The sequence below is a fragment of the Bacillus sp. B1-WWTP-T-0.5-Post-4 genome, from assembly GCF_009183795.1.
In the GTDB taxonomy this organism is placed as follows: domain Bacteria; phylum Bacillota; class Bacilli; order Bacillales; family Bacillaceae_G; genus Bacillus_A; species Bacillus_A cereus.
This window is the reverse complement of sequence record NZ_WEIJ01000003.1, coordinates 217,863-236,885: the sequence shown is the minus strand read 5'-3', so window position 1 is coordinate 236,885 and position 19,023 is coordinate 217,863. Positions and strand designations below refer to the sequence as shown.

Sequence of the window (19,023 nt, the reverse complement as noted above, 5' to 3'; positions counted from 1 at the left end):
TATGAACAGATAAAATAAATATATTTTTATGGTTCTTATATGATTAGGATACTGTAGGGATTTTTGTTAGGAGGAAGAAATGGTGAGCACAAAATATATGATTGGTGTAGACATTGGGACAACTAGTACAAAATCGGTTCTATTTTCTACTGATGGGTCTGTTATTGCAAGTCATGGAATTGAATATCCTTTATATTCTCCTACACCTGAAATAGCAGAACAAGACCCAGAAGAAATTTTTCGTGCAGTAATAAATACGATTAAAGAAACTGTACAGTCAAGTAGTGTACAGCCGAATGATATTCTTTGTGTCTCTTTTAGTTCGGCAATGCATAGTATCATTGCTGTAGATGAGAAGGGAAAACCGTTAACGAGATGTATCACTTGGGCAGATAATAGAAGTGCAAGCTGGGCAGAGAAAATAAAGAATGATATGAATGGTCATGAAATTTATTTGCGTACTGGGACACCAATTCATCCGATGTCGCCACTTTCGAAATTAGTTTGGTTACAGAATGAACAGGCAGAATTGTTCGCAAAAAGTTATAAATTTATTTCTATTAAAGAGTATGTTTTTTATAAGTTATATAAGGATTATGTAATTGATTATTCTATAGCATCAGCAACAGGGATGTTTAATTTGAAATCTTTAAAATGGGATGAAGAGGCTTTACATGTTGCGGGAATTACAGATGACAAGCTTTCTAAACTCGTTCCAACAACGCACAGTTTAACCGGATTAGATGAAGAGCTTGCCAAAGAGATGAATGTACTTGTTTCTACGCCTTTTGTAGTAGGAGCGAGTGATGGAGTCCTATCCAATTTAGGTGTAAATGCAATTGATCCTGGTGTTGTTGCTGTGACAATTGGTACAAGCGGTGCGATACGTGCTGTAACAAATCGTCCTGTAACAGATCCAAAAGGTAGAATTTTTTGTTACGCCTTAACTGAAGACCATTGGGTAATTGGTGGACCAGTTAATAACGGTGGTATGATTTTCAGATGGGCTCGTGATCAATTAGGCACTTCAGAGATTGAGCTTGCGAAGCGTTTAGGAAAAGATCCATATGAAGTGCTTACTGAAATAGCAGCAAAAGTGAGTCCGGGGTCCGACGGTTTATTATTTCACCCGTATTTAGCAGGAGAAAGAGCTCCTTTATGGAATGCAAATGCGCGAGGATCTTTCTTTGGACTTGGATTGCATCATAAGAAAGAACATCTGATCCGTGCTGTTTTAGAAGGAGTAATTTATAATTTATACACCGTTCTTCTTGCTTTAAAAGAGCTAATTGGTGAACCGAAAAAAATTCAAGCGACAGGTGGTTTTGCAAGATCGGAACTTTGGAGACAGATGATGGCAGATATTTTCCATCAAGACGTATATGTTCCGGAAAGTTTTGAAAGCTCTTGCTTAGGAGCTGCAATCCTCGGTTTATATAGTTTAGGTGAAGTAGATACGTTGCATGTAGTTTCTGAAATGGTAGGTGCGAATTTCCATCATGAACCAAACATGGAAAGTGTGGAAAAATATAAAGATTTAACACCAATCTATATTCGTCTGTCTCGTCAATTGGAAGAAGAATATGAAAGTATAGCAGCGTACCAAAAAAAGTGGGTTTAAAAGCTAGTTACCAAGAAAGTATGGTAACGTATAAAGAGGTACTCCGATTTTTTAGGATACTCTTTCAACATAAAATATTTTAAGAAGTATGATGAATGAAAAATATAGGGAGAGAGGGTTATGAAAATGAAGAATAACAAAGAGTTTATCGGATATGTTGGAACATACACGAAAGAAAATAGTGAAGGAATATATAAGTTTACTTTAGACACGGAAGCAAAAAAAATTAGTAATGTAACACTTGCCGCTAAGTTGGATAACCCTACATATGTAACGATTAATCGAAATAATGAATATCTCTATTCCGTTGTTAAGGAAGGCGAATCTGGCGGTGTAGCTGCATATTCCATGGATAGTCATACTGGAGAACTAAAAGCGAAAAATAGACAAGTAGTAGAAGGGGCTTCTCCTTGTCATATTAGTGTTGATAGTGGAAATCATACAGTAGTTACAGCAAATTACCATAAAGGAACGATTGAGTCTTTTGAAGTAAATGAAGAAAATGGAACTGTAAATCCTGCTGCATCTATTATGACACATGAAGGCTCAGGTCCGAATAAAGAAAGACAAGAAAAACCACATGCACATTACGCGGGATATACTCCTGATGAAAAATATGTAGTGGGCGTTGATTTAGGGATAGATAAAATAATTACGTATGAAGTAAAAGATAGTATATTAACAGAAGTGAATCGTTTATCTGTAAATCCAGGAAGTGGTCCAAGACATATTACTTTTCATCCGAATGGAAAGTATGCGTATGTGATGACGGAGCTTAGTTCAGAGGTTATTGTGTTAACATATAATCCTACAGAAGGATCCTTTACAGAACTACAGTATATTTCTACTGTTCCAGAAGAGTTTGATGAAAATAATCAAGGAAGTGCGATTCATATTTCTTCTGACGGCTGTTTTGTATATGCAGGTAATCGTGGTCATAATAGTATCGCTGTTTATAGCGTAGATCAAAATTCAGGTCAGCTTACATTTGTTGAACATACATCTACAGAAGGAAATTGGCCAAGAGACTTTGTATTAGATCCTACTGAAAAGTTCCTTGTTGCTACAAATGAAAAGTCACATAATCTTGTGTTATTTTCAAGAGATGAATCTACAGGTAAGTTAACACTTTTACAATCTGATGTTGTTGTGCCAGAGCCTGTTTGTGTGAAGTTTTTAAATATATAATTTCAGATGCCTAAACAAAAGCAAAGCGATATCGCTTTGCTTTTTATTGTTTCTTTTTCGGCCTACGTACTAATTCGCCGCCGCAGTTTGGACAAACGTTATGTCTTTCTTCTGTACATGGTGCGCAAAATGTACATTCATATACACAAATGTATGCTTCAGAATCTTGTTCGAGCGATTGATCGCAAAGTTGACAGTTTGTTTTCATTTCTAGTGCCATAATAAGTCTCCTTTTTAGTTAGAAAATTTATAATTTAATTATAATTCATTAAATAGAAATAGTCCTTTTCAATTGAAAGGAAATCGAATGATAAAGTTATGAATTGAAACGAAAGATGCTGGTTTATTTTAAAATTGATTATTTATTACAGTTGGAATATTATGAAATAGTCAAAAGACAACAGGGGGTATAGATTTTGACTAATCATAACGATCATTTAAAAGCAAACTGCGAAAAATGCTTCGGTCTATGTTGCGTTGCATTACCGTTTGCAGCATCGGTAGATTTTGCAGTGAATAAAGATGGTGGTAAACCATGTTCCAACTTACAATCAGATTTTAAATGTAGTATACATAAAAATCTTAGAGGAAAAGGGTATAAAGGTTGTACAGTATTTGAGTGTTTCGGTGCTGGACAGAAGATTTCTCAGGGTACGTTTAAAGGGATTGATTGGCGGAAAGATGCAAAGCATGCAAGAAAAATGTACGATGCTTTTCCGGTTATGCATCAACTTCATGAAATGCTTTGGTATTTGAATGAGGCGATTCTTTTAAAGGCAACACAGCCAATTCATAAAGAGCTGGAGAACGCAATTGAGGAGACAGAGCGACTTTCGAATTTAAATCCAGATGAGTTAATGAAAATAAATGTTCCAATGCATAGGGCAGAGGTGAACATTCTCCTTTTAGAAACGAGCGAACTAGTATGGAAGGAAATGAATACTGCGCGTAAGAAACGAATCATTCACCGCGGAGCAGACCTTATGGGAGCGAATCTGAAAAAGAAAAATTTACAAGGTGCAAATTTAAGAGGAGCTTATTTAATTGCGGCTAACTTAAATGGTGCAGATTTAAGAGGAGCAGATCTCATCGGAGCAGATTTGCGAGATGCAGATATTCGCGGGGCTGATTTTACTAATAGTATTTTTCTGACGCAAGTTCAAGTTAATGCTGCGAGAGGGGATAAGCATACGAAATTACCGAAATTATTGTCCCGTCCATCGCATTGGAGTGCGTAAAGAGTGAGGAGTGTTTAGTGTGGATATATTTCAGTATTTAGAAGAGATGCAAGAGGATGTCTTTTCGTTAGCAGTAGAGCAAATAGAAGCGAAGTATTATGATATTTGTTGCATGTTGGCGTCTACAGAATGTGCAGAGCGAATTAAAGTAATTGATGTAGAGTCATATAAGGAAAGTATTCGAGTAGGTTTGGATGCAACTGTAGAAAGGGCTACTAATGAAGAAGCAAAAGCGATTTATTTTGAGTATGACCTTGATAACGAATGGGATAGTCAGTTCTATATTTGTGAGGAGTATTTTCCAATGGAAGAAGAGGATGACGATTGGGCATCTGAATGGACATATAATATTGAGGGGCCGGGGTCTGTAGAATTAGCAGATATGTATACTGAAAATGGCTTTGACACAAGTGAAAAAGCAGTCGGTATAACTTTATATTTAATTGCTAAAACGCTGTGTAGTTTTATAAGTGTACGTAGTGAAGTGCAAAGTAATATACCGATTTGTATTGGTTTTCACGACCAAGATCCAATAATGCGAACGGGCAGAGACTAAGAATCTCTGCCTGCTTTTTATTTCTTTTCAAAAGTAGTAATGAAAACGCTACATATAATGAGAATACCACCAATGAAAAAGTTACTATTTAATGTCTCATTTAATAAGAGCCAGCCAAGTAATGATCCAACGATAGGTTGGAAGAAGAAAAATAAGGAACCGATGCTTGCATCCATTAAGTCTAATCCTTTATTCCAAAGGAAAAAGGCACCTGCTGTTGAGACGATTCCTAAGTATAATACGCCTAATATGACGTACGTATTTACTGTTCCGATAGAGGATGTTTGTAGTTCCCATATCATAAAAGGTGTAATAAAAAAGAGTGAAAAGAATATGGCATACGTTGTAATAACTAAAGATGAAAATCGAGCTGAAGCGGTTTTTACATAAATAGATAGTAAAGCCCACGTAATAGCGGCTCCAACTAAAATGATTGTTCCGATAAAATAATAGCCAATTTCAATGTCCCATCCGATTACGATAATGACACCGATTGTCGCTATTATAGTAGATAAAAGTCTACGAGCAGTTAGTTTCTCTTTCAAAATGAGCGCTGCAAATATAACGATAAATGCAGGTGTAGCTGATGTAACTAACGAGCCTGTATGAGCGTCGGATAATTTTGTTCCGATAAATTGGCATGTGATCGAAATGAAATAGCCGATAAATCCAATCCAAGCGAAGAGGAGCCAATCTTTTTTGCGAATGGTTACTTTTTTCTTTTGCTTTTTCTCAGCTAGTTTTAAAATGCCATACAAAACAACAAAAGCGATAATAAAGCGTAGCCAAACGAGTGTTAGTGGTGGGATAAAATCGAGTACGTATTTGCTAACAACATACATACCGCCCCATATACTTGCTGCTAGTGATAAATATATAGCTCCTAAAATTGTTTGTTTCATGTAAAGTACCTCCGTCTATTTTTAGGGTATTATGAGTTCCCTAAGACGAGGCGTAGTGTATGTGTTATATGATTGCCCGTCTTAGTTTATAGACGGCCTACAGGTTGATCGTTTTCGAATGAAGTGTTGTAGTACATGCGTGCATTCCTCCTCTTTAAGTTATAATGATATTATAATTTAATTTTCTGATTATTGGAGGTTGTTATGAAATATATCGTTATAAAATCACATGTTAGCAATTATCCTAATCCAATTCGCTTAGAAGAGGGGGATGTAGTGAAAATGATAGAGAGTTACGCTGGTCCGGAAAACTGGGAAAACTGGATGTTTTGTCACGAAGAGAAGTATAACCGGAAAGGATGGGTTCCGGAGCAAATTATAAGAAAAGATATGAATGGAACAGGAATTATTATAAAACAATATACTGCGAAAGAATTAAATGTGAGTATTGGAGAAAGATTGATCGGATTAGAAGAATTGAATGGATGGGTTTGGTGCGAAGGAAGAGATGGTGAGAAGGGCTGGGTACCAAAGGAAAACTTACAAAAATATTAATAATAATATTTGATCAATAATTAGGAAACATATTTTTGCTTATGAGTATATTGGTTGTAGGATAAAAAGTAGATTAATAGAGAAAGAGGAGGAGATTATTATAACTACAACCGTTATTTCACATTTTTACAATGAAGAGTATTTATTGCCATGGTGGCTTATGCATCATACGAAACTTTTTGATCATGGTATTTTAATTAATAAAGGTTCAACAGATCGTTCCGTTGAGATTTGTAAAAAATTCGCACCGCATTGGGAGGTGCGAGATTCTGTAAATCCAGAGTTTGATGCATATGCGACAGATCATGAAGTGATGAGGATAGAACAAGAAGTACAAGGATGGAAAATGATTTTAAATACGACTGAGTTTCTTTGCGTGCAAGATAAAAATCAGTTTTGGAAATCGCTAAATGAATTGGGGGGGAGGATGTATTGGCTGGACGGGCTTATTATGGTTGATGATCCTAACTACAACTATCCGGACCTTAACTTTGGAATACCTTTAATGAAACAGCGATTTCATGGTTATTTACCAGAAGATTGGCCGTTATGGAGAAGAGGTAGATTTATTCATAATCATGAGCATGGAAGTTATACGGTTGGAAGACATTTATCTGCGCATGAATCGATGATTTATCCACCTCTTGCCTGTATATTATGGTTTGGGTTTAGTCCGTGGAACGATGCGATGAGAAAGAGAAAGTTACAAATTGGTCCGACTCTTTCTGAAGCTAGTAAGCATGGGGGAATGGGGACGCATCATATTATTACGTCGGAAAGATTAGGAGAATGGTATAAGGAATTAGCGAGAGGAACGAAGGATTTACGTTTTAATGATGCATATCGTTATGTTTTTGTATAAATGATTTCCACCATAAAATTGTTTCTTCAATTCCTGTATTTAGATCGTATGTTGGTTTCCAGTTTACTTCAGTTTTTAAACGTTCTACATTAACCCCGACAAATAAAGGTTCATCTTTAGAGAAAGGGATTGCACCTAGTTTAATTAAATGTTCTTTTCCTATCTTTTTAGCAATGATAGAAGCTAACTTTTTAATTTGTACAGATTGACCAGAAGCGATATTGATGGTGCCTGTAACGCTGTGTTCTAATATTGTTACGAGAGCGTCAGCGACGTCACTCACATGGAGGAAATCTCTCGATTGTTTTCCATGTGTACATAGTGCTTCCTCGTTTTTTAATAAGGAAGTGATAATGTTAGAAACGAGCCGATTACCTTGTTCGTGAGGTCCATACATATGAAAAATGCGGCCCCAACACATGCTGAGGCCTGTTTGTTGTGCATACGTTTCTAGCCAGGAGTGCAGTGCATTTTTACATAAAGAATACGGGGTTTTATAGGAAAGGAGCGGTGAATCTTCAAATAATACGCCGTTAAACCATTCGTACTCTGCGCCAGTACCTGCAACGACAACACGCTTTCCGCCGCATGTTGTGAAGTGTTGAATCAATGAAATACTAGACTTTAGCCAATAGTAATTATTAATAGATACATAGCATGCTGGTGGCACCGCTTCCCAAGCAAGGTGAATGAGATGGCTAGGCTGAACATCCGAAATGAATTGTTTTACTTCGTCATCGCGAAGCAAGTTTACTTTATGCCAATGGCAAGGGAGGTGAGAGGGGTTATTTTTATTATACGTGGCGTGCACTTCATATCCCTTTTGTATAAGTGAATGTACAACATATTTACCTATCCAGCCACTACCACCTGTTACAACAACTTTCTTCATGGCTCGATCACCTCAATTTCTGGAACCGTCACTAAAAATTTACCGCCCCATTCACGAATGAAAGAGCATTCTTTCATAATTTCGTCTTTCAAATTCCAAGGAAGTATAAGAATGTAATCCGGTTTTGTACGTTTAATTTCTGCTGGAGATTTTACTGGAATACGAGTTCCTGGTAAAAGGAGATTTTGTTTGTGAGGATTTTTATCTACTGTATAAGCTAGAAATTCTTTACCTATCCCGCAATAATTCAAAAGGGTGTTTCCTTTAGCTGGAGCACCGTAACCGATAATTTGTTTGTTTAAAACTTTCGCTTCAATAAAAAACTTTAAAATATTTATTTTCAATTGTTCGATGCGTTTAGAAAAAAGGAGATAGTAATCTAAAGTATCTAACCCATGATCGACTTCTTTTTGAATTAATTTTGTAACATTGGAATGGATAGTTGATTGGGCACTTAGATGGTTTACAAAAATCCGTAAGGAACCACCATGCGTTGAAAGTTCTTCTACATCAATAATTTTTAAATGATGATAACTTAAAACTTTTTGAAGGCTTATAAGTGAGAAGTAGGAGAAGTGTTCATGGTAGATGGTATCAAATTGGTTAAAGGATATAAGGTTTAATAAGTGTGGGAATTCAATTGTTATCGTGCCATCACGTTTTAATAGTGTTTTTAAACCAGCGACAAAATCATGCAAGTTCGGAACGTGTGCTAATACGTTATTTGCGACGATTAAATCAGCTTGTGGCAATTTTTTTGCTAAGTCATTACTGAAAAAATTTACATGAGTAGGAATTCCTTTTTTGATAGCAATTTCTGCTACGTTTTTCGCGGGTTCAATTCCCAATGTCTCGATATTTTCTTTTTTAAAGTATTGTAATAAGTACCCATCGTTACTTGCGATTTCAATCACTTTTGAATGTTTCGTTAAGTTGAAACGCTTAATCGCCATTTCTACGTATTGTTTAGCGTGTAGTAGCCAACTTGAGGAGTAAGAGCTGAAGTATAAATAGTTATGAAAAATATTTTGTGGGGATTCAAATTCATCTAGCTGTACGAGTAAACAAGAGTTACAAACAAATGTGTGCAGCGGATAAAAAGGTTCCATTTTATATGAGCTTTCAGGAGCTACAAATGAATTAGCAAGAGGGGAAACGCCCAAATCTAAAAAAGTGTTGGTTAGTAATGAGTGGCAAAAACGGCATTTTTTCTGTTCCATTTTATAGCCCCCTTATAAATTTTTGAATGCATCGATTTGTTGTCGTGTGAAAGATTCTATATTTTCACCAGATGCATATTTTTTGTACCAATCAACAGTCCAAGCGATAGCATCATCTGTTGATAACTTAGGAGTCCAGCCGAGTTTATTTACTGCTTTTGTACTGTCGAGTGTTAAAACAGGTGATTCATAAGGAGTATTTGTAGAGGAGGAAATGATTGTTAGTGGGTTATTCCATAATTTTATTACAGATTCAATGACATCATGAACGGTTCTGTTAGGTTCATTCATTGGGCCGAAATTCCACGCTTCTGCATATTTATCATCATTCCAAAGTTTCTCAGCTAAAAGGATATAGCCATGTAGAGGATCTAAAACATGTTGCCACGGACGGACGGCATATTTGTTTCGAATACACAAAGTATGATTGTGCAAATATGCCCGAATGATATCAGGGAATAATCGATCTTCTGCCCAATCACCACCACCAATAACGTTACCTGCTCTTACAGAGGCAAGCGAAGTAGTATTCGTGTGAAAAAAAGATTTGTGATAAGATGTTGCGACTAATTCAGCGCAAGCTTTACTAGCGCTATAAGGGTCGAAACCTCCTAGTCGGTCATTTTCCACGAACGCTCGGTCGCCACTACCGTCATTCTCATAACATTTATCGCTTGTCACATTAATAATGGCACGTACGCTTTCGACGGACTTTGCTGCTTCTAGCACGTGGACAGTACCTAAAACATTCGTTTTGAATGTATCGATAGGATTTTTGTATGAAGCGGTTACGATTGGCTGAGCTGCTAAATGGAATATTATGTCAGGTTTATGCTGCTTCATGGCATGAAATAAAGAATGGTAATCTGTAATATCGCCTTTCATTGTCGTGCACTCTTTTGCTACGTTACTTTGTTCAAAAATGTTAGGAATGGATGGGGGATGAGAAGAAAAGCCTACTACTTCTGCACCTAAAGAAGTTAAGAAAAGGGTGAGCCATGAGCCTTTAAATCCAGTATGTCCCGTAATAAATACTTTTTTCTTATTCCAAAAAGATGATGAAGCCATATTACCAAACCTTCCATGGAGCGTTATTACTTTCCCATAGCTCGACTAATTTATTTTTATCGCGCAATGTATCCATCGGATGCCAAAAACCAGAATGTTGATATGCGGCCAATTCATTTTTGTTTACTAACTGAATTAAAGTGTCTGTTTCAAAAACAGACTTATCTCCACTAATGTAATTGAAAACTTCAGGATTTAAAACGAAAAATCCACCGTTAACCCATCCGCCATCACCTAATGGTTTTTCTTGAAAAGATGTTACAGACTGTTTATCTAATATGAGAGAACCAAATCTACCAGGAGGTTGTATGGCAGTAACAGTAGCCATTTTTCCATGTTTTTTATGGAATGTAATAAGTTCTTTTATATTTACATTACTTAATCCATCACCATAAGTGAGGCAGAAAGGTTCGTCTCCGACATAATTTTGAATCTTTTTCACTCGGCCACCCGTTTCGGTATTTACACCAGTATCGATTAGTGTAACTTTCCATGGTTCTACACGATGAGAATGGCTAGTAATTGTATTATCGTTTAACTGTATTGTGAAATCAGACATGTGTAAGTTGTAATTTAGAAAGAACTCTTTAATTGCATATCCTTTATAGCCTAAGCAAATAATAAACTCAGTAATCCCGTAATGACTATACAAACTCATAATGTGCCATAGAATGGGCTTTGTTCCAATTTCAATCATAGGTTTCGGTTTTAAATGTGTTTCTTCCCCAATTCTTGTACCGTACCCACCAGCAAGAATAACAGCTTTCATTTTTTCCTCCTAAAATAAAAATTTATTATTTATACAGTATTCATGTTTTATGCAAATGAGATTGTTTTTGATTAAGTGAATGAAAATGTTTGAGGTGATGACGATGCAGAAAATATTACGGTTTGAATTTGGGAAATAATTCTTGATATTCAGGGTTATGACGGAGGTCTTGTGTTAGGTTACTAAGCTCTAAAAAACGTATGTCCAGTACTTCAGGAGATTGACCGTAATGTGTTTGAAGTCCCATTTGAACACCCCTTTTTGAAAGGGTAGGTGTAATTTGTAATTTTCTTGCCTTTGATTGTTCATTCCAAGGGCTAAAATAAAATTTTAAAATAAATGAAGGATAGTCATAAATTATATATCCGTGCCGCGAATGATGTCTACCAGGTAAATATGCACCGTCTAGATGATTGTGAATAAATCTCCAAGCACATCCGAGATTTGGGTTATAAGGGAAGACACCGTGGTATCGCTGTTCTACTAAGGGGATAGAATATCTAGGCTTTGAATAATTATAATTATGATTATCTATCATTAAAATCATTCTAATCGCATACATGTTTTGGCCTAGTGTATGAAGAGATGAAAAAAATTCTTCAGTATTATTACAACAAAAGAATTCAGTAGTATTTAAAACGATTTTCCAACCTGAAACTTCTCTTTCAATTTCCATCACTTCAATATCAGTATTAGTTGGATCAAACTCAAGAAATCTTGAATTTCGTACTTCCCAGTGGGGTGCTAATAGTTTACAAATCTCTACGGAACGATCTGTAGACCCTCTATTAATTAAAATGCCGTGATCGAATATTTTCGTGTGATGCATAAGCCACCATGGAAGTAGGTATTCTTCATTATAAAAATGAGAAATGATTGTCTTTTTCATATTAATTCCCTCCTATACAAGCAATCATTATTAGTAGGATATGCTTTTAAATAAGAAAGGTTAAAAGTGGCAGACAATGTAGTGATTAGGTAGTAGTTTAGTAATTTTATTGTATAAGTGTAGATTAATCGTATTGAATCATCATAGGAGGAGATTGGAATTTTGTATAAATTGTGAATAATAAACCGTCACGTTTGACTGTACAGTTTATGTGTTGTATGATGTAAGTAATATAAACAAGGGGGGAAGATCGTTGGGAAGGTGTATCGAATCGGACAGTTGGCTCTCATGGCTCACGTGTCGAAACGAACGATTGATTATTATACGAATCTAGGTATCTTAAAAGCGGAGCGATCTCAATCTAATTATCGCTATTACGACGAAACAGCATTTGAGACATTACAATTTATTGAGAAGTGCAAAGAAATGCATATGCCGCTTTGTGAGATTAAAGAGAAAATCGAGGAGAAGAAGAAGCTGCTCGGTATCAATGAACACGTTTCGAAACAAGTGAATGAAGTGACAGACCATATTCATCAATTAGAAGTGGAGCTTACTGAGTTAAAGCCGCTTTTAGATGGATTGACTGATTCACAACGTGAAAAAATATCGAAATCTTTATCTGGTCAAACGACAGCTTTAATACAGACACTTGCTCTATTATTATAGAATAAGTGAAATCCGACCTCTTTAATTTTTGTATCGGGCTATGTTTTCTAACAAACAAATAAGAAAACATTATAGTATACAGGAGGTGGACACCTTAGTTTTTTAACTAAGGGGATTCATTGGAAATATTTAATTTAGTCATGGTTGCGATTTTAATCGCATTTACTGGATTTTTCGTAGCAGCAGAGTTTGCGATTGTAAAGATACGTTCAAGCCGTATCGATCAGCTTGTTGCGGAAGGAAAACGCGGTGCTTTAGCAGCGAAAAAGGTAACAACAAATTTAGATGAATATTTATCTGCTTGTCAATTAGGTATTACAGTTACAGCTATGGGATTAGGTTGGTTAGGTGAACCGACAATTGAAAAGTTATTACACCCGTTATTTGAGAAATGGAACTTAAATCCTTCTATTTCATCAGTATTAACATTTGGTCTTGCTTTTATGATTATGACGTATTTACACGTTGTAGTAGGGGAATTAGCTCCGAAAACGATGGCAATTCAAAAGGCTGAAAGGGTAACGTTATTATTGGCAGGTCCATTAATGATGTTCTATAAAGTAATGTATCCATTTATTTGGGTATTGAACGGTTCAGCTCGTGTGATAACTGGTTTATTCGGTTTAAAGCCAGCTTCAGAACATGAAGTAGCTCATACAGAAGAAGAATTACGTCTTATCCTTTCAGATAGCTATGAAAGTGGCGAAATTAATCAAGCTGAATACAAGTATGTAAATAACATTTTTGAATTTGATAATCGTATTGCAAAAGAGATTATGGTACCGCGAACAGAAATCGTTGGTTTCTACCTGGAAGATTCAGTAGAAGAACACATGAAAGTGATCCAAAATGAGCGATACACACGTTATCCGATTTTTGGAGAAGATAAAGATGATATTATCGGTATGGTCAACGTAAAAGATTTCTTTATTCGATATATGACCGAGGATCAAAAAGATTTATCATCTATTCGCTCGTATATGCGTCCGATTATTGAAGTGATGGAAACGACTCCAATTCACGATTTATTACTTCAAATGCAGAAGAAGCGAATTCCGATGGCTGTTTTATATGATGAGTACGGAGGAACAGCCGGAATTGTAACGCTTGAAGATATCTTGGAGGAAATCGTCGGCGAAATTCGTGACGAATATGATGAAGATGAAGCACCGCCAATTCAACATGTGAACGAGCAACATATCATTGTTGATGGAAAAGTGCTTATCTCAGAAGTGAAAGATTTATTTGGATTACACATCGAAGAAGATGATGTGGATACAATCGGTGGATGGATTATGATGCAAAATCATGAAATCGAAGAAGGACAACACGTTGAGGCGGAAGGTTATGAATTTAAAGTGTTAGAAAAAGACGCTTACCAAATTAAACGTGTTGAAATTCGTAAGATGGAACAAGAACAAGAAGAAGAGAAAGCAGCAACTGTGTAAGTTGCTGCTTTTCTTCTAAAGTACAAAAAATGAGAACTTAGGAGCGGATATTTTGATTCAAGAAGCCTTACGTGTATATCGATTACAATTGTATGTGATCTTTAGTGGTTTACTACTTATGTGGACGATTACTCCGTTTGGAAAACAAGTGACAGGGTTCGGTATTGGATTAGCAGTAAGCGCCTATTGTCTTTGGTTATTAGCTCGCAGAGTGGAGAAACTCGGAAAAAGTATCGTAATGAAGGAAAAGGCTCCTGGATTAGGAGTTTTAAACCGATTTGCAGCTGCTATTTTAGGAGCTATCATCATGTATGAAATTGAGCATGAAATGGAAATGTGGGCATTCGGTACAGGTATTTTAGGTGGTCACTTTTTAATGATTGCAAATTTAGCGTATGCAAATATGCAGTTAGTGAAAGAAGAAGAGAAGCAAAGAGAACATGCTTCGAAAAACATAGAGCTATGATGAAAGGGACCTAATCAGGTTCCTTTTTTAGTTTAGCGATATGATACAAGTAATCAAATTAACGACAAATATAATACGCTTCTTTTTTGTGTTTTTCAATAGTATGAAAAATAATAAAAAAATTTTAAAAAACCCATCGATTTCTAAAGGTTATGTATGTTATTATGACAAAAGACTTTTTGAAAGAGGTGGATACCAATGTTACAAGCGCTACTTATTTTTGTGCTTCAAATTATTTACGTTCCAATATTAACAATCCGTACGATTTTGCTTGTAAAGAATCAAACAAGATCCGCTGCTGGTGTTGGATTGTTAGAAGGAGCTATTTACATTGTCAGTTTAGGTATTGTGTTTCAAGATTTATCAAATTGGATGAACATCGTTGCCTATGTCATTGGCTTTAGTGCGGGACTGTTATTAGGCGGTTATATAGAGAATAAATTAGCAATTGGTTATATTACGTATCAAGTTAGTTTACTAGACCGTTGTAATGAATTAGTAGATGAATTACGTCACTCTGGATTTGGCGTTACAGTATTTGAGGGCGAAGGTATTAATTCTATACGTTATCGCTTAGATATCGTCGCAAAGCGTTCTAGGGAGAAAGAGCTTTTAGAAATCATTAATGAAATTGCACCGAAAGCGTTTATGTCTTCGTATGAAATTCGCTCGTTTAAGGGTGGATATTTAACGAAGGCGATGAAGAAAAGAGCGTTAATGAAAAAGAAAGATGAACATGCATCGTAAAAAAGAGGAGTAGTGCTGCATTAAAAGTGCAGTATAAGTCCAAATGTAAAAGGGAGGAATCTATTTTGATGTAGATTCCTCTCTTTTTATTGTTAATTGAAAAACTAAATCGTATAATTATTTTTTCTACTCATCCTCAAATTAATGATTAGCCATATAACTTGAAAAAATACCGGTATGATAAACGCGATTAATATAACGATAAGTGATATGGATTTAATTTCAGGTGTTTGAATAACACCAGCACCATCAACCTCTCGTAACCAAATAATAGCGGCCCATATTCCAAAAACGATAATCCAAAATAGGTTACCAATCCACCAAGAAATCCATCGTTGTTTCATGTTAGCACCCCTTACATTTATCTACTGTTAAAAGTATATTTTCGTTCGTTACATTTATAATGAAACAACTTTAAAATTAGTTTTTAACTGTATATCTAACTTGTTTGAAGGTTACTATTTCTCCATCATCATTATCATCTTTCGTTTGCAAAAGTTGAACTTTTGGTTTGTAGTCTGTCCGATGAGCGTGTTCGATATCTTTAATGTTAAGCTTGTAGGATTCACCATTCTTTAGCTTTTGTTCTAACACTTTTTTATTAGCAACATAAATAAAAGTTACTTTATTTTCATCAATTCCCTCGGTCTTAATTTCTAACTCATTATCTTTTGCTGTGATCGTTGGTGTTAATAATTCCATACTGCCTTTCCCGCTTTCTAAAGAATTCTCTGCTATAGTTGAACATCCTGATAATATGATTCCAGTGAATAGAAGAACAGCTAATTTCTGTTTCATAACATCCCCTCCGATTCTATGTGATTTTTGATTTTGGCATTGTTAGACTGCTAGTGTGGAGCGTAAATGTTTAGCTAGTACTCTTTTTATTGTACCATAATATGTAAAATAAAAAAGGCTGTATATCCAATGTAAGAGAGACTGAAAAATTTACTTATTGTTGTAAATTCGTGTGTTTTAGCTTCTAGTTCAATCGAAATGTAGACAGGAGAAAGAAATTTTTTGTGGGAATTACAATTTTTACATTTTACAATAATGATAGGGAATAGATGAATTCATTCACTTCGGAGGTAGTTATTTGAACATTAACGAGAGGGCAATTGAAATGTTTGAACAAAATAAATATGAGGAAGCAATGGAACTGTTTCAACAAGCAGTACATAAATCTAGAGGTGTACAATCTCTCAATAATCTTGCTTGGATGTACTTTTATGAGGAAGAGAATGATGATAAAGCTCTTGAATTAATAAGAGAAGTTGTTAAGTTGAATCCTTCTTCATACTTTCCTTATAACATCTTAGGGGACATTTACATGAAACAAGAAAAATGGACAGAAGCGAAAGAAGCATTACAAAAGTCTATTTCGATTCAACCATCAGATGAAGCATATCATAATGTAGCTGTAGCGCATTATAACCTTGGAGAGCTGGAAAAAGCTTCAGAATTTTTCTTGCGAGTTGCAGGGGATTCGGACTATATCATGTATAGCTATGTAAAATGTTTAATTGATTTAGAACGAATGACAGAAGCAAAAGAGAAGTTAGATACTTTTAACAGGGAATCTGATAATTTTTTAGGGGAAATTAATGTAGCAGATTTATATGTTGAGTTGAATTGCTATAAAGAAGCAATTGAATGGTTCGAAAAGGGATATAAAGAATGCTGGAAAAGTCCTAATTGGATTGGTAGATTTGTGTATGCTCTATATAAAACGAATAATTTCTCCCGTATAAATGAAGTTATACGGGAATCTATCGAAGCGAAAACAGCAGAAATAGAAGATGTTCAGAATGAAGAAGTAGAAGAAAACTGGACAGAAAATGATAAGAAAGAGTTAATTGAGGAATATACAGAAGAGAATAATTGTTATAAAACAATGGTAGAACGTATCAAATCTGGATACGTTCCAGGATTAGAGTTTGAAACTGATTATATAGGGGCTTGCTATTTATTTGGTTGTAAAAGACATAATCACCTTGAATATGAAAAATAAAAAGATTCGACTGTCACATATGATGGTCGAATCTTTTTCGTTATAGGTCGCTTGTATTACATAGGTGTATATCCTCTTTAGAGGCCACTTTTTTTATATTTAAAATATGTAGTGATATAAAACCAATAAGTCCTATTCCGCCAAAAATAAGCCATGGTGTATACATTCCGCTTAAGTTGGATGTAAAAGATGTACCGGTATAATTACCAATGATAAAACCAAATGCGAGTGATAGTTGATAAAATCCGAAGAAAGTGGCTGTATATGATTCATTACTGTAATTTGCAATAGCGATATCAGCGTTAGGTAATACGAGTGTTTCACCGATTGTAAATAAAATTATACAAATAAAGAGCCAATATGGATGTTCGAATAATGGTATGAGTAAAAAGGAAATACCCATGAATAAAACACCGTATTTAATAAATGAAAGTGTGTTGTATTTATGAAAGAGTTTTTGGAATAACACCATAAATATGACGCCAGTTATTGCATTTATCGTAATAACTAATGTAGCAAGCTGATTGCTATTACTAATGTTTTTCATATGAAGTGGAAGGGCGACAGTAAGCTGAGTAAACATAATATAGAAGAAAATCATGATAAAGGAAAACAGAAGGAAAAACTTGTTTTGTAAGATGGCCTGTATTCCTAATGTAATAGACGTGTTTTCAGTAGTGACTTGGAAGTGATTTTTAAGTAAGTAAAAGATAAAAGCAAATAACAGCATAAGAGATCCTGTTAGAGAGAAGGCATAGATTGGATCAAGTAAGAGTAAGAACCCTCCTGCAATTGGTCCGATTATTGCACCGCAATTAAAGCTAAGGTTTAAATATGTAAATAAATTTTTTCTCAAATGAGCTGGTTGTGAGCCAAATATAGCGCGAGCGGCAGGTTCGTAAAATGCAGTTCCGAAGCCAATAAGTGCAGAAGAAATAGAAATTGTATAGAAATCAGAGCATATTCCTAAAGCGATAAATCCGATTCCTCTCAAAAATAAACCGGCTATCATCATAATGATATAGCCTATTTTGTCAGCAATTAACCCTGAGAATAATGGGATAACTCGTGATGTAATTGTCATAACCGTCAACACTGTTCCTACTTGGACAGCAGAAAAATGAAGAAAGGTTAATAGATAAATAGCTAAAAATGCGTATACTGCAAAATACCCAAAAGACATAAAAAATGAAGAAATAAGCATGAAACGTATCGGTGTTGAGAAACTTTTCATAGAAATCCTCCTAATTATGTAACCAGTAAAATTATTTGATGGTTAACTATTTTATACTATAATTATACATAAAGTCAGAAAAAAGTAAATTTTAAGAAGAAGGTGGATCGAATTGAATCAAAACGCTCCAAATGAACTAGAATATATTCGGGAATTTTTAAATACATGGAGAATACCAAACGATACGAGAGAGCCAATTGATTTGCTGCAAACAAAAGAAGATATAAAGCTCTTTATGAAAGAATATTTTGATGAAGAGTTTCCATTTCATACGATAGAGGAATTAAGAGGTTTTCGAGAAGATATTCGGATGACAATTGAAGGCAAAGGATCATTGCAAAAATGGTTAGAGAAATACCCATTTCATGTACATATAAAGGATGATATGAAAGGTATTACATATGAACCAGTATATGAAGAGAATGTGTATACAAAAGTGTTAAGCATTGTATTAATGTCAATTCAAGAAAATGTGTGGGGAAGGTTAAAAGCATGTCCAGATTGTCGCTGGGTATTTTATGATCATTCGCGAAATGGAAGTAAAAGATGGTGCGGTATGTATGCTGGAGAAGAAGGAGGAAGAGCATGCGGTACGATTGCGAAAGTGAAAAACTACCGGGCGAAGAGAAAAGGGCGATCTGGTTATGATATGTAATTAATATTAGAGAAAGAAAAATGGATGGGGGGA

22 protein-coding genes are annotated in these 19,023 nt (G+C 35.2%); 12 read left to right on the top strand and 10 right to left on the bottom strand.

The window, feature by feature from the left end:
• Positions 1–79 precede the first annotated feature (79 nt).
• Both gntK and GBN91_RS11950 read left to right on the top strand, forming a co-directional pair.
• A complete protein-coding gene (gntK, locus tag GBN91_RS11955; RefSeq protein WP_000255193.1) occupies positions 80–1,621 on the top strand; it encodes a gluconokinase in 1,542 nt (513 codons plus the stop codon).
• Between the two features lie 120 nt (positions 1,622–1,741).
• Positions 1,742–2,809: a lactonase family protein gene (locus GBN91_RS11950; RefSeq protein WP_033693186.1), complete on the top strand. Its 1,068-nt coding sequence runs from the start codon at positions 1,742–1,744 to the stop codon at positions 2,807–2,809.
• Between the two features lie 43 nt (positions 2,810–2,852).
• Here GBN91_RS11950 and GBN91_RS11945 read toward each other — a convergent pair whose 3' ends face one another.
• The gene (locus tag GBN91_RS11945) at positions 2,853–3,029 is read right to left on the bottom strand and encodes a DUF1272 domain-containing protein (RefSeq protein WP_152121548.1); all 177 of its coding nucleotides are present in this window, start codon (positions 3,027–3,029) and stop codon (positions 2,853–2,855) included.
• A 196-nt stretch (positions 3,030–3,225) separates the two neighbouring features.
• On the opposite strand from GBN91_RS11945, the gene GBN91_RS11940 reads away from it, so the two are divergent.
• Together GBN91_RS11940 and GBN91_RS11935 are read left to right on the top strand one after the other, a co-directional pair.
• Positions 3,226–4,047, top strand: a complete 822-nt coding sequence (locus tag GBN91_RS11940; protein WP_000181428.1) for a pentapeptide repeat-containing protein — start codon at positions 3,226–3,228, stop codon at positions 4,045–4,047.
• Positions 4,048–4,066: 19 nt separating this feature from the next.
• Positions 4,067–4,603: a hypothetical protein gene (locus GBN91_RS11935; RefSeq protein WP_152121547.1), complete on the top strand. Its 537-nt coding sequence runs from the start codon at positions 4,067–4,069 to the stop codon at positions 4,601–4,603.
• 17 nt (positions 4,604–4,620) lie between these two features.
• Here GBN91_RS11935 and GBN91_RS11930 read toward each other — a convergent pair whose 3' ends face one another.
• A complete protein-coding gene (locus GBN91_RS11930; protein ID WP_152121546.1) occupies positions 4,621–5,505 on the bottom strand; it encodes a DMT family transporter in 885 nt (294 codons plus the stop codon).
• 204 nt (positions 5,506–5,709) lie between these two features.
• On the opposite strand from GBN91_RS11930, the gene GBN91_RS11925 reads away from it, so the two are divergent.
• Positions 5,710–6,060, top strand: coding sequence for an SH3 domain-containing protein (locus GBN91_RS11925; RefSeq protein WP_000875289.1), 351 nt, complete (start codon positions 5,710–5,712; stop codon positions 6,058–6,060).
• 61 nt (positions 6,061–6,121) lie between these two features.
• Positions 6,122–6,922: a glycosyltransferase family 2 protein gene (locus tag GBN91_RS11920; RefSeq protein ID WP_076774856.1), complete on the top strand. Its 801-nt coding sequence runs from the start codon at positions 6,122–6,124 to the stop codon at positions 6,920–6,922.
• Here GBN91_RS11920 and GBN91_RS11915 read toward each other — a convergent pair.
• The 5 genes from GBN91_RS11915 to GBN91_RS11895 all read right to left on the bottom strand — a co-directional run bounded on the left by GBN91_RS11915 (position 6,891) and on the right by GBN91_RS11895 (position 11,760).
• Positions 6,891–7,814 (bottom strand): NAD-dependent epimerase/dehydratase family protein, encoded by a 924-nt coding sequence (locus GBN91_RS11915; protein WP_000758375.1) that lies wholly within the window; start codon positions 7,812–7,814, stop codon positions 6,891–6,893. The genes GBN91_RS11920 and GBN91_RS11915 overlap by 32 nt on opposite strands.
• Positions 7,811–9,034 (bottom strand): class I SAM-dependent methyltransferase, encoded by a 1,224-nt coding sequence (locus GBN91_RS11910; RefSeq protein ID WP_152121545.1) that lies wholly within the window; start codon positions 9,032–9,034, stop codon positions 7,811–7,813. The genes GBN91_RS11915 and GBN91_RS11910 overlap by 4 nt, the downstream gene beginning before the upstream one ends.
• 12 nt (positions 9,035–9,046) lie before the next feature.
• Positions 9,047–10,102, bottom strand: coding sequence for a CDP-glucose 4,6-dehydratase (gene rfbG / locus GBN91_RS11905; RefSeq protein ID WP_000168672.1), 1,056 nt, complete (start codon positions 10,100–10,102; stop codon positions 9,047–9,049).
• Position 10,103: 1 nt separating this feature from the next.
• Positions 10,104–10,871 carry a glucose-1-phosphate cytidylyltransferase gene (rfbF, locus tag GBN91_RS11900; protein WP_152121544.1) on the bottom strand — a complete coding sequence of 256 codons (768 nt, stop codon included), beginning with the start codon at positions 10,869–10,871 and terminating at the stop codon, positions 10,104–10,106.
• A gap of 115 nt (positions 10,872–10,986) precedes the next feature.
• Positions 10,987–11,760: a glycosyltransferase family 2 protein gene (locus GBN91_RS11895; protein WP_000750973.1), complete on the bottom strand. Its 774-nt coding sequence runs from the start codon at positions 11,758–11,760 to the stop codon at positions 10,987–10,989.
• A gap of 261 nt (positions 11,761–12,021) precedes the next feature.
• Here GBN91_RS11895 and GBN91_RS11890 point away from each other — a divergent pair, with 261 nt between their 5' ends.
• The 4 genes from GBN91_RS11890 (at position 12,022) to GBN91_RS11875 (ending at position 15,090) form a co-directional block, all read left to right on the top strand.
• Positions 12,022–12,429, top strand: a complete 408-nt coding sequence (locus GBN91_RS11890; protein ID WP_000285635.1) for a MerR family transcriptional regulator — start codon at positions 12,022–12,024, stop codon at positions 12,427–12,429.
• Between the two features lie 119 nt (positions 12,430–12,548).
• Positions 12,549–13,877, top strand: coding sequence for a hemolysin family protein (locus GBN91_RS11885; RefSeq protein ID WP_000402258.1), 1,329 nt, complete (start codon positions 12,549–12,551; stop codon positions 13,875–13,877).
• A gap of 52 nt (positions 13,878–13,929) precedes the next feature.
• Positions 13,930–14,343, top strand: coding sequence for an ATP synthase subunit I (locus GBN91_RS11880; RefSeq protein WP_000613876.1), 414 nt, complete (start codon positions 13,930–13,932; stop codon positions 14,341–14,343).
• 198 nt (positions 14,344–14,541) lie between these two features.
• Positions 14,542–15,090, top strand: a complete 549-nt coding sequence (locus tag GBN91_RS11875; protein WP_000938438.1) for a DUF2179 domain-containing protein — start codon at positions 14,542–14,544, stop codon at positions 15,088–15,090.
• A gap of 104 nt (positions 15,091–15,194) precedes the next feature.
• Here the strand turns inward: GBN91_RS11875 and GBN91_RS11870 are convergent, their stop codons facing one another.
• Complete coding sequence (locus GBN91_RS11870; protein WP_152121543.1) at positions 15,195–15,434, bottom strand: DUF3923 family protein; 240 nt, start codon at positions 15,432–15,434, stop codon at positions 15,195–15,197.
• 76 nt (positions 15,435–15,510) lie between these two features.
• Positions 15,511–15,888 (bottom strand): hypothetical protein, encoded by a 378-nt coding sequence (locus GBN91_RS11865; protein ID WP_086388690.1) that lies wholly within the window; start codon positions 15,886–15,888, stop codon positions 15,511–15,513.
• A 298-nt stretch (positions 15,889–16,186) separates the two neighbouring features.
• On the opposite strand from GBN91_RS11865, the gene GBN91_RS11860 reads away from it, so the two are divergent.
• Positions 16,187–17,101, top strand: a complete 915-nt coding sequence (locus GBN91_RS11860; protein WP_152121542.1) for a tetratricopeptide repeat protein — start codon at positions 16,187–16,189, stop codon at positions 17,099–17,101.
• 40 nt (positions 17,102–17,141) lie between these two features.
• Here the strand turns inward: GBN91_RS11860 and GBN91_RS11855 are convergent, their stop codons facing one another.
• Positions 17,142–18,335: an MDR family MFS transporter gene (locus GBN91_RS11855; RefSeq protein ID WP_152121541.1), complete on the bottom strand. Its 1,194-nt coding sequence runs from the start codon at positions 18,333–18,335 to the stop codon at positions 17,142–17,144.
• A gap of 112 nt (positions 18,336–18,447) precedes the next feature.
• Between GBN91_RS11855 and GBN91_RS11850 the strand changes: the two genes are divergently transcribed.
• Positions 18,448–18,990, top strand: coding sequence for a CGNR zinc finger domain-containing protein (locus tag GBN91_RS11850; RefSeq protein WP_049108501.1), 543 nt, complete (start codon positions 18,448–18,450; stop codon positions 18,988–18,990).
• Positions 18,991–19,023 lie beyond the last annotated feature (33 nt).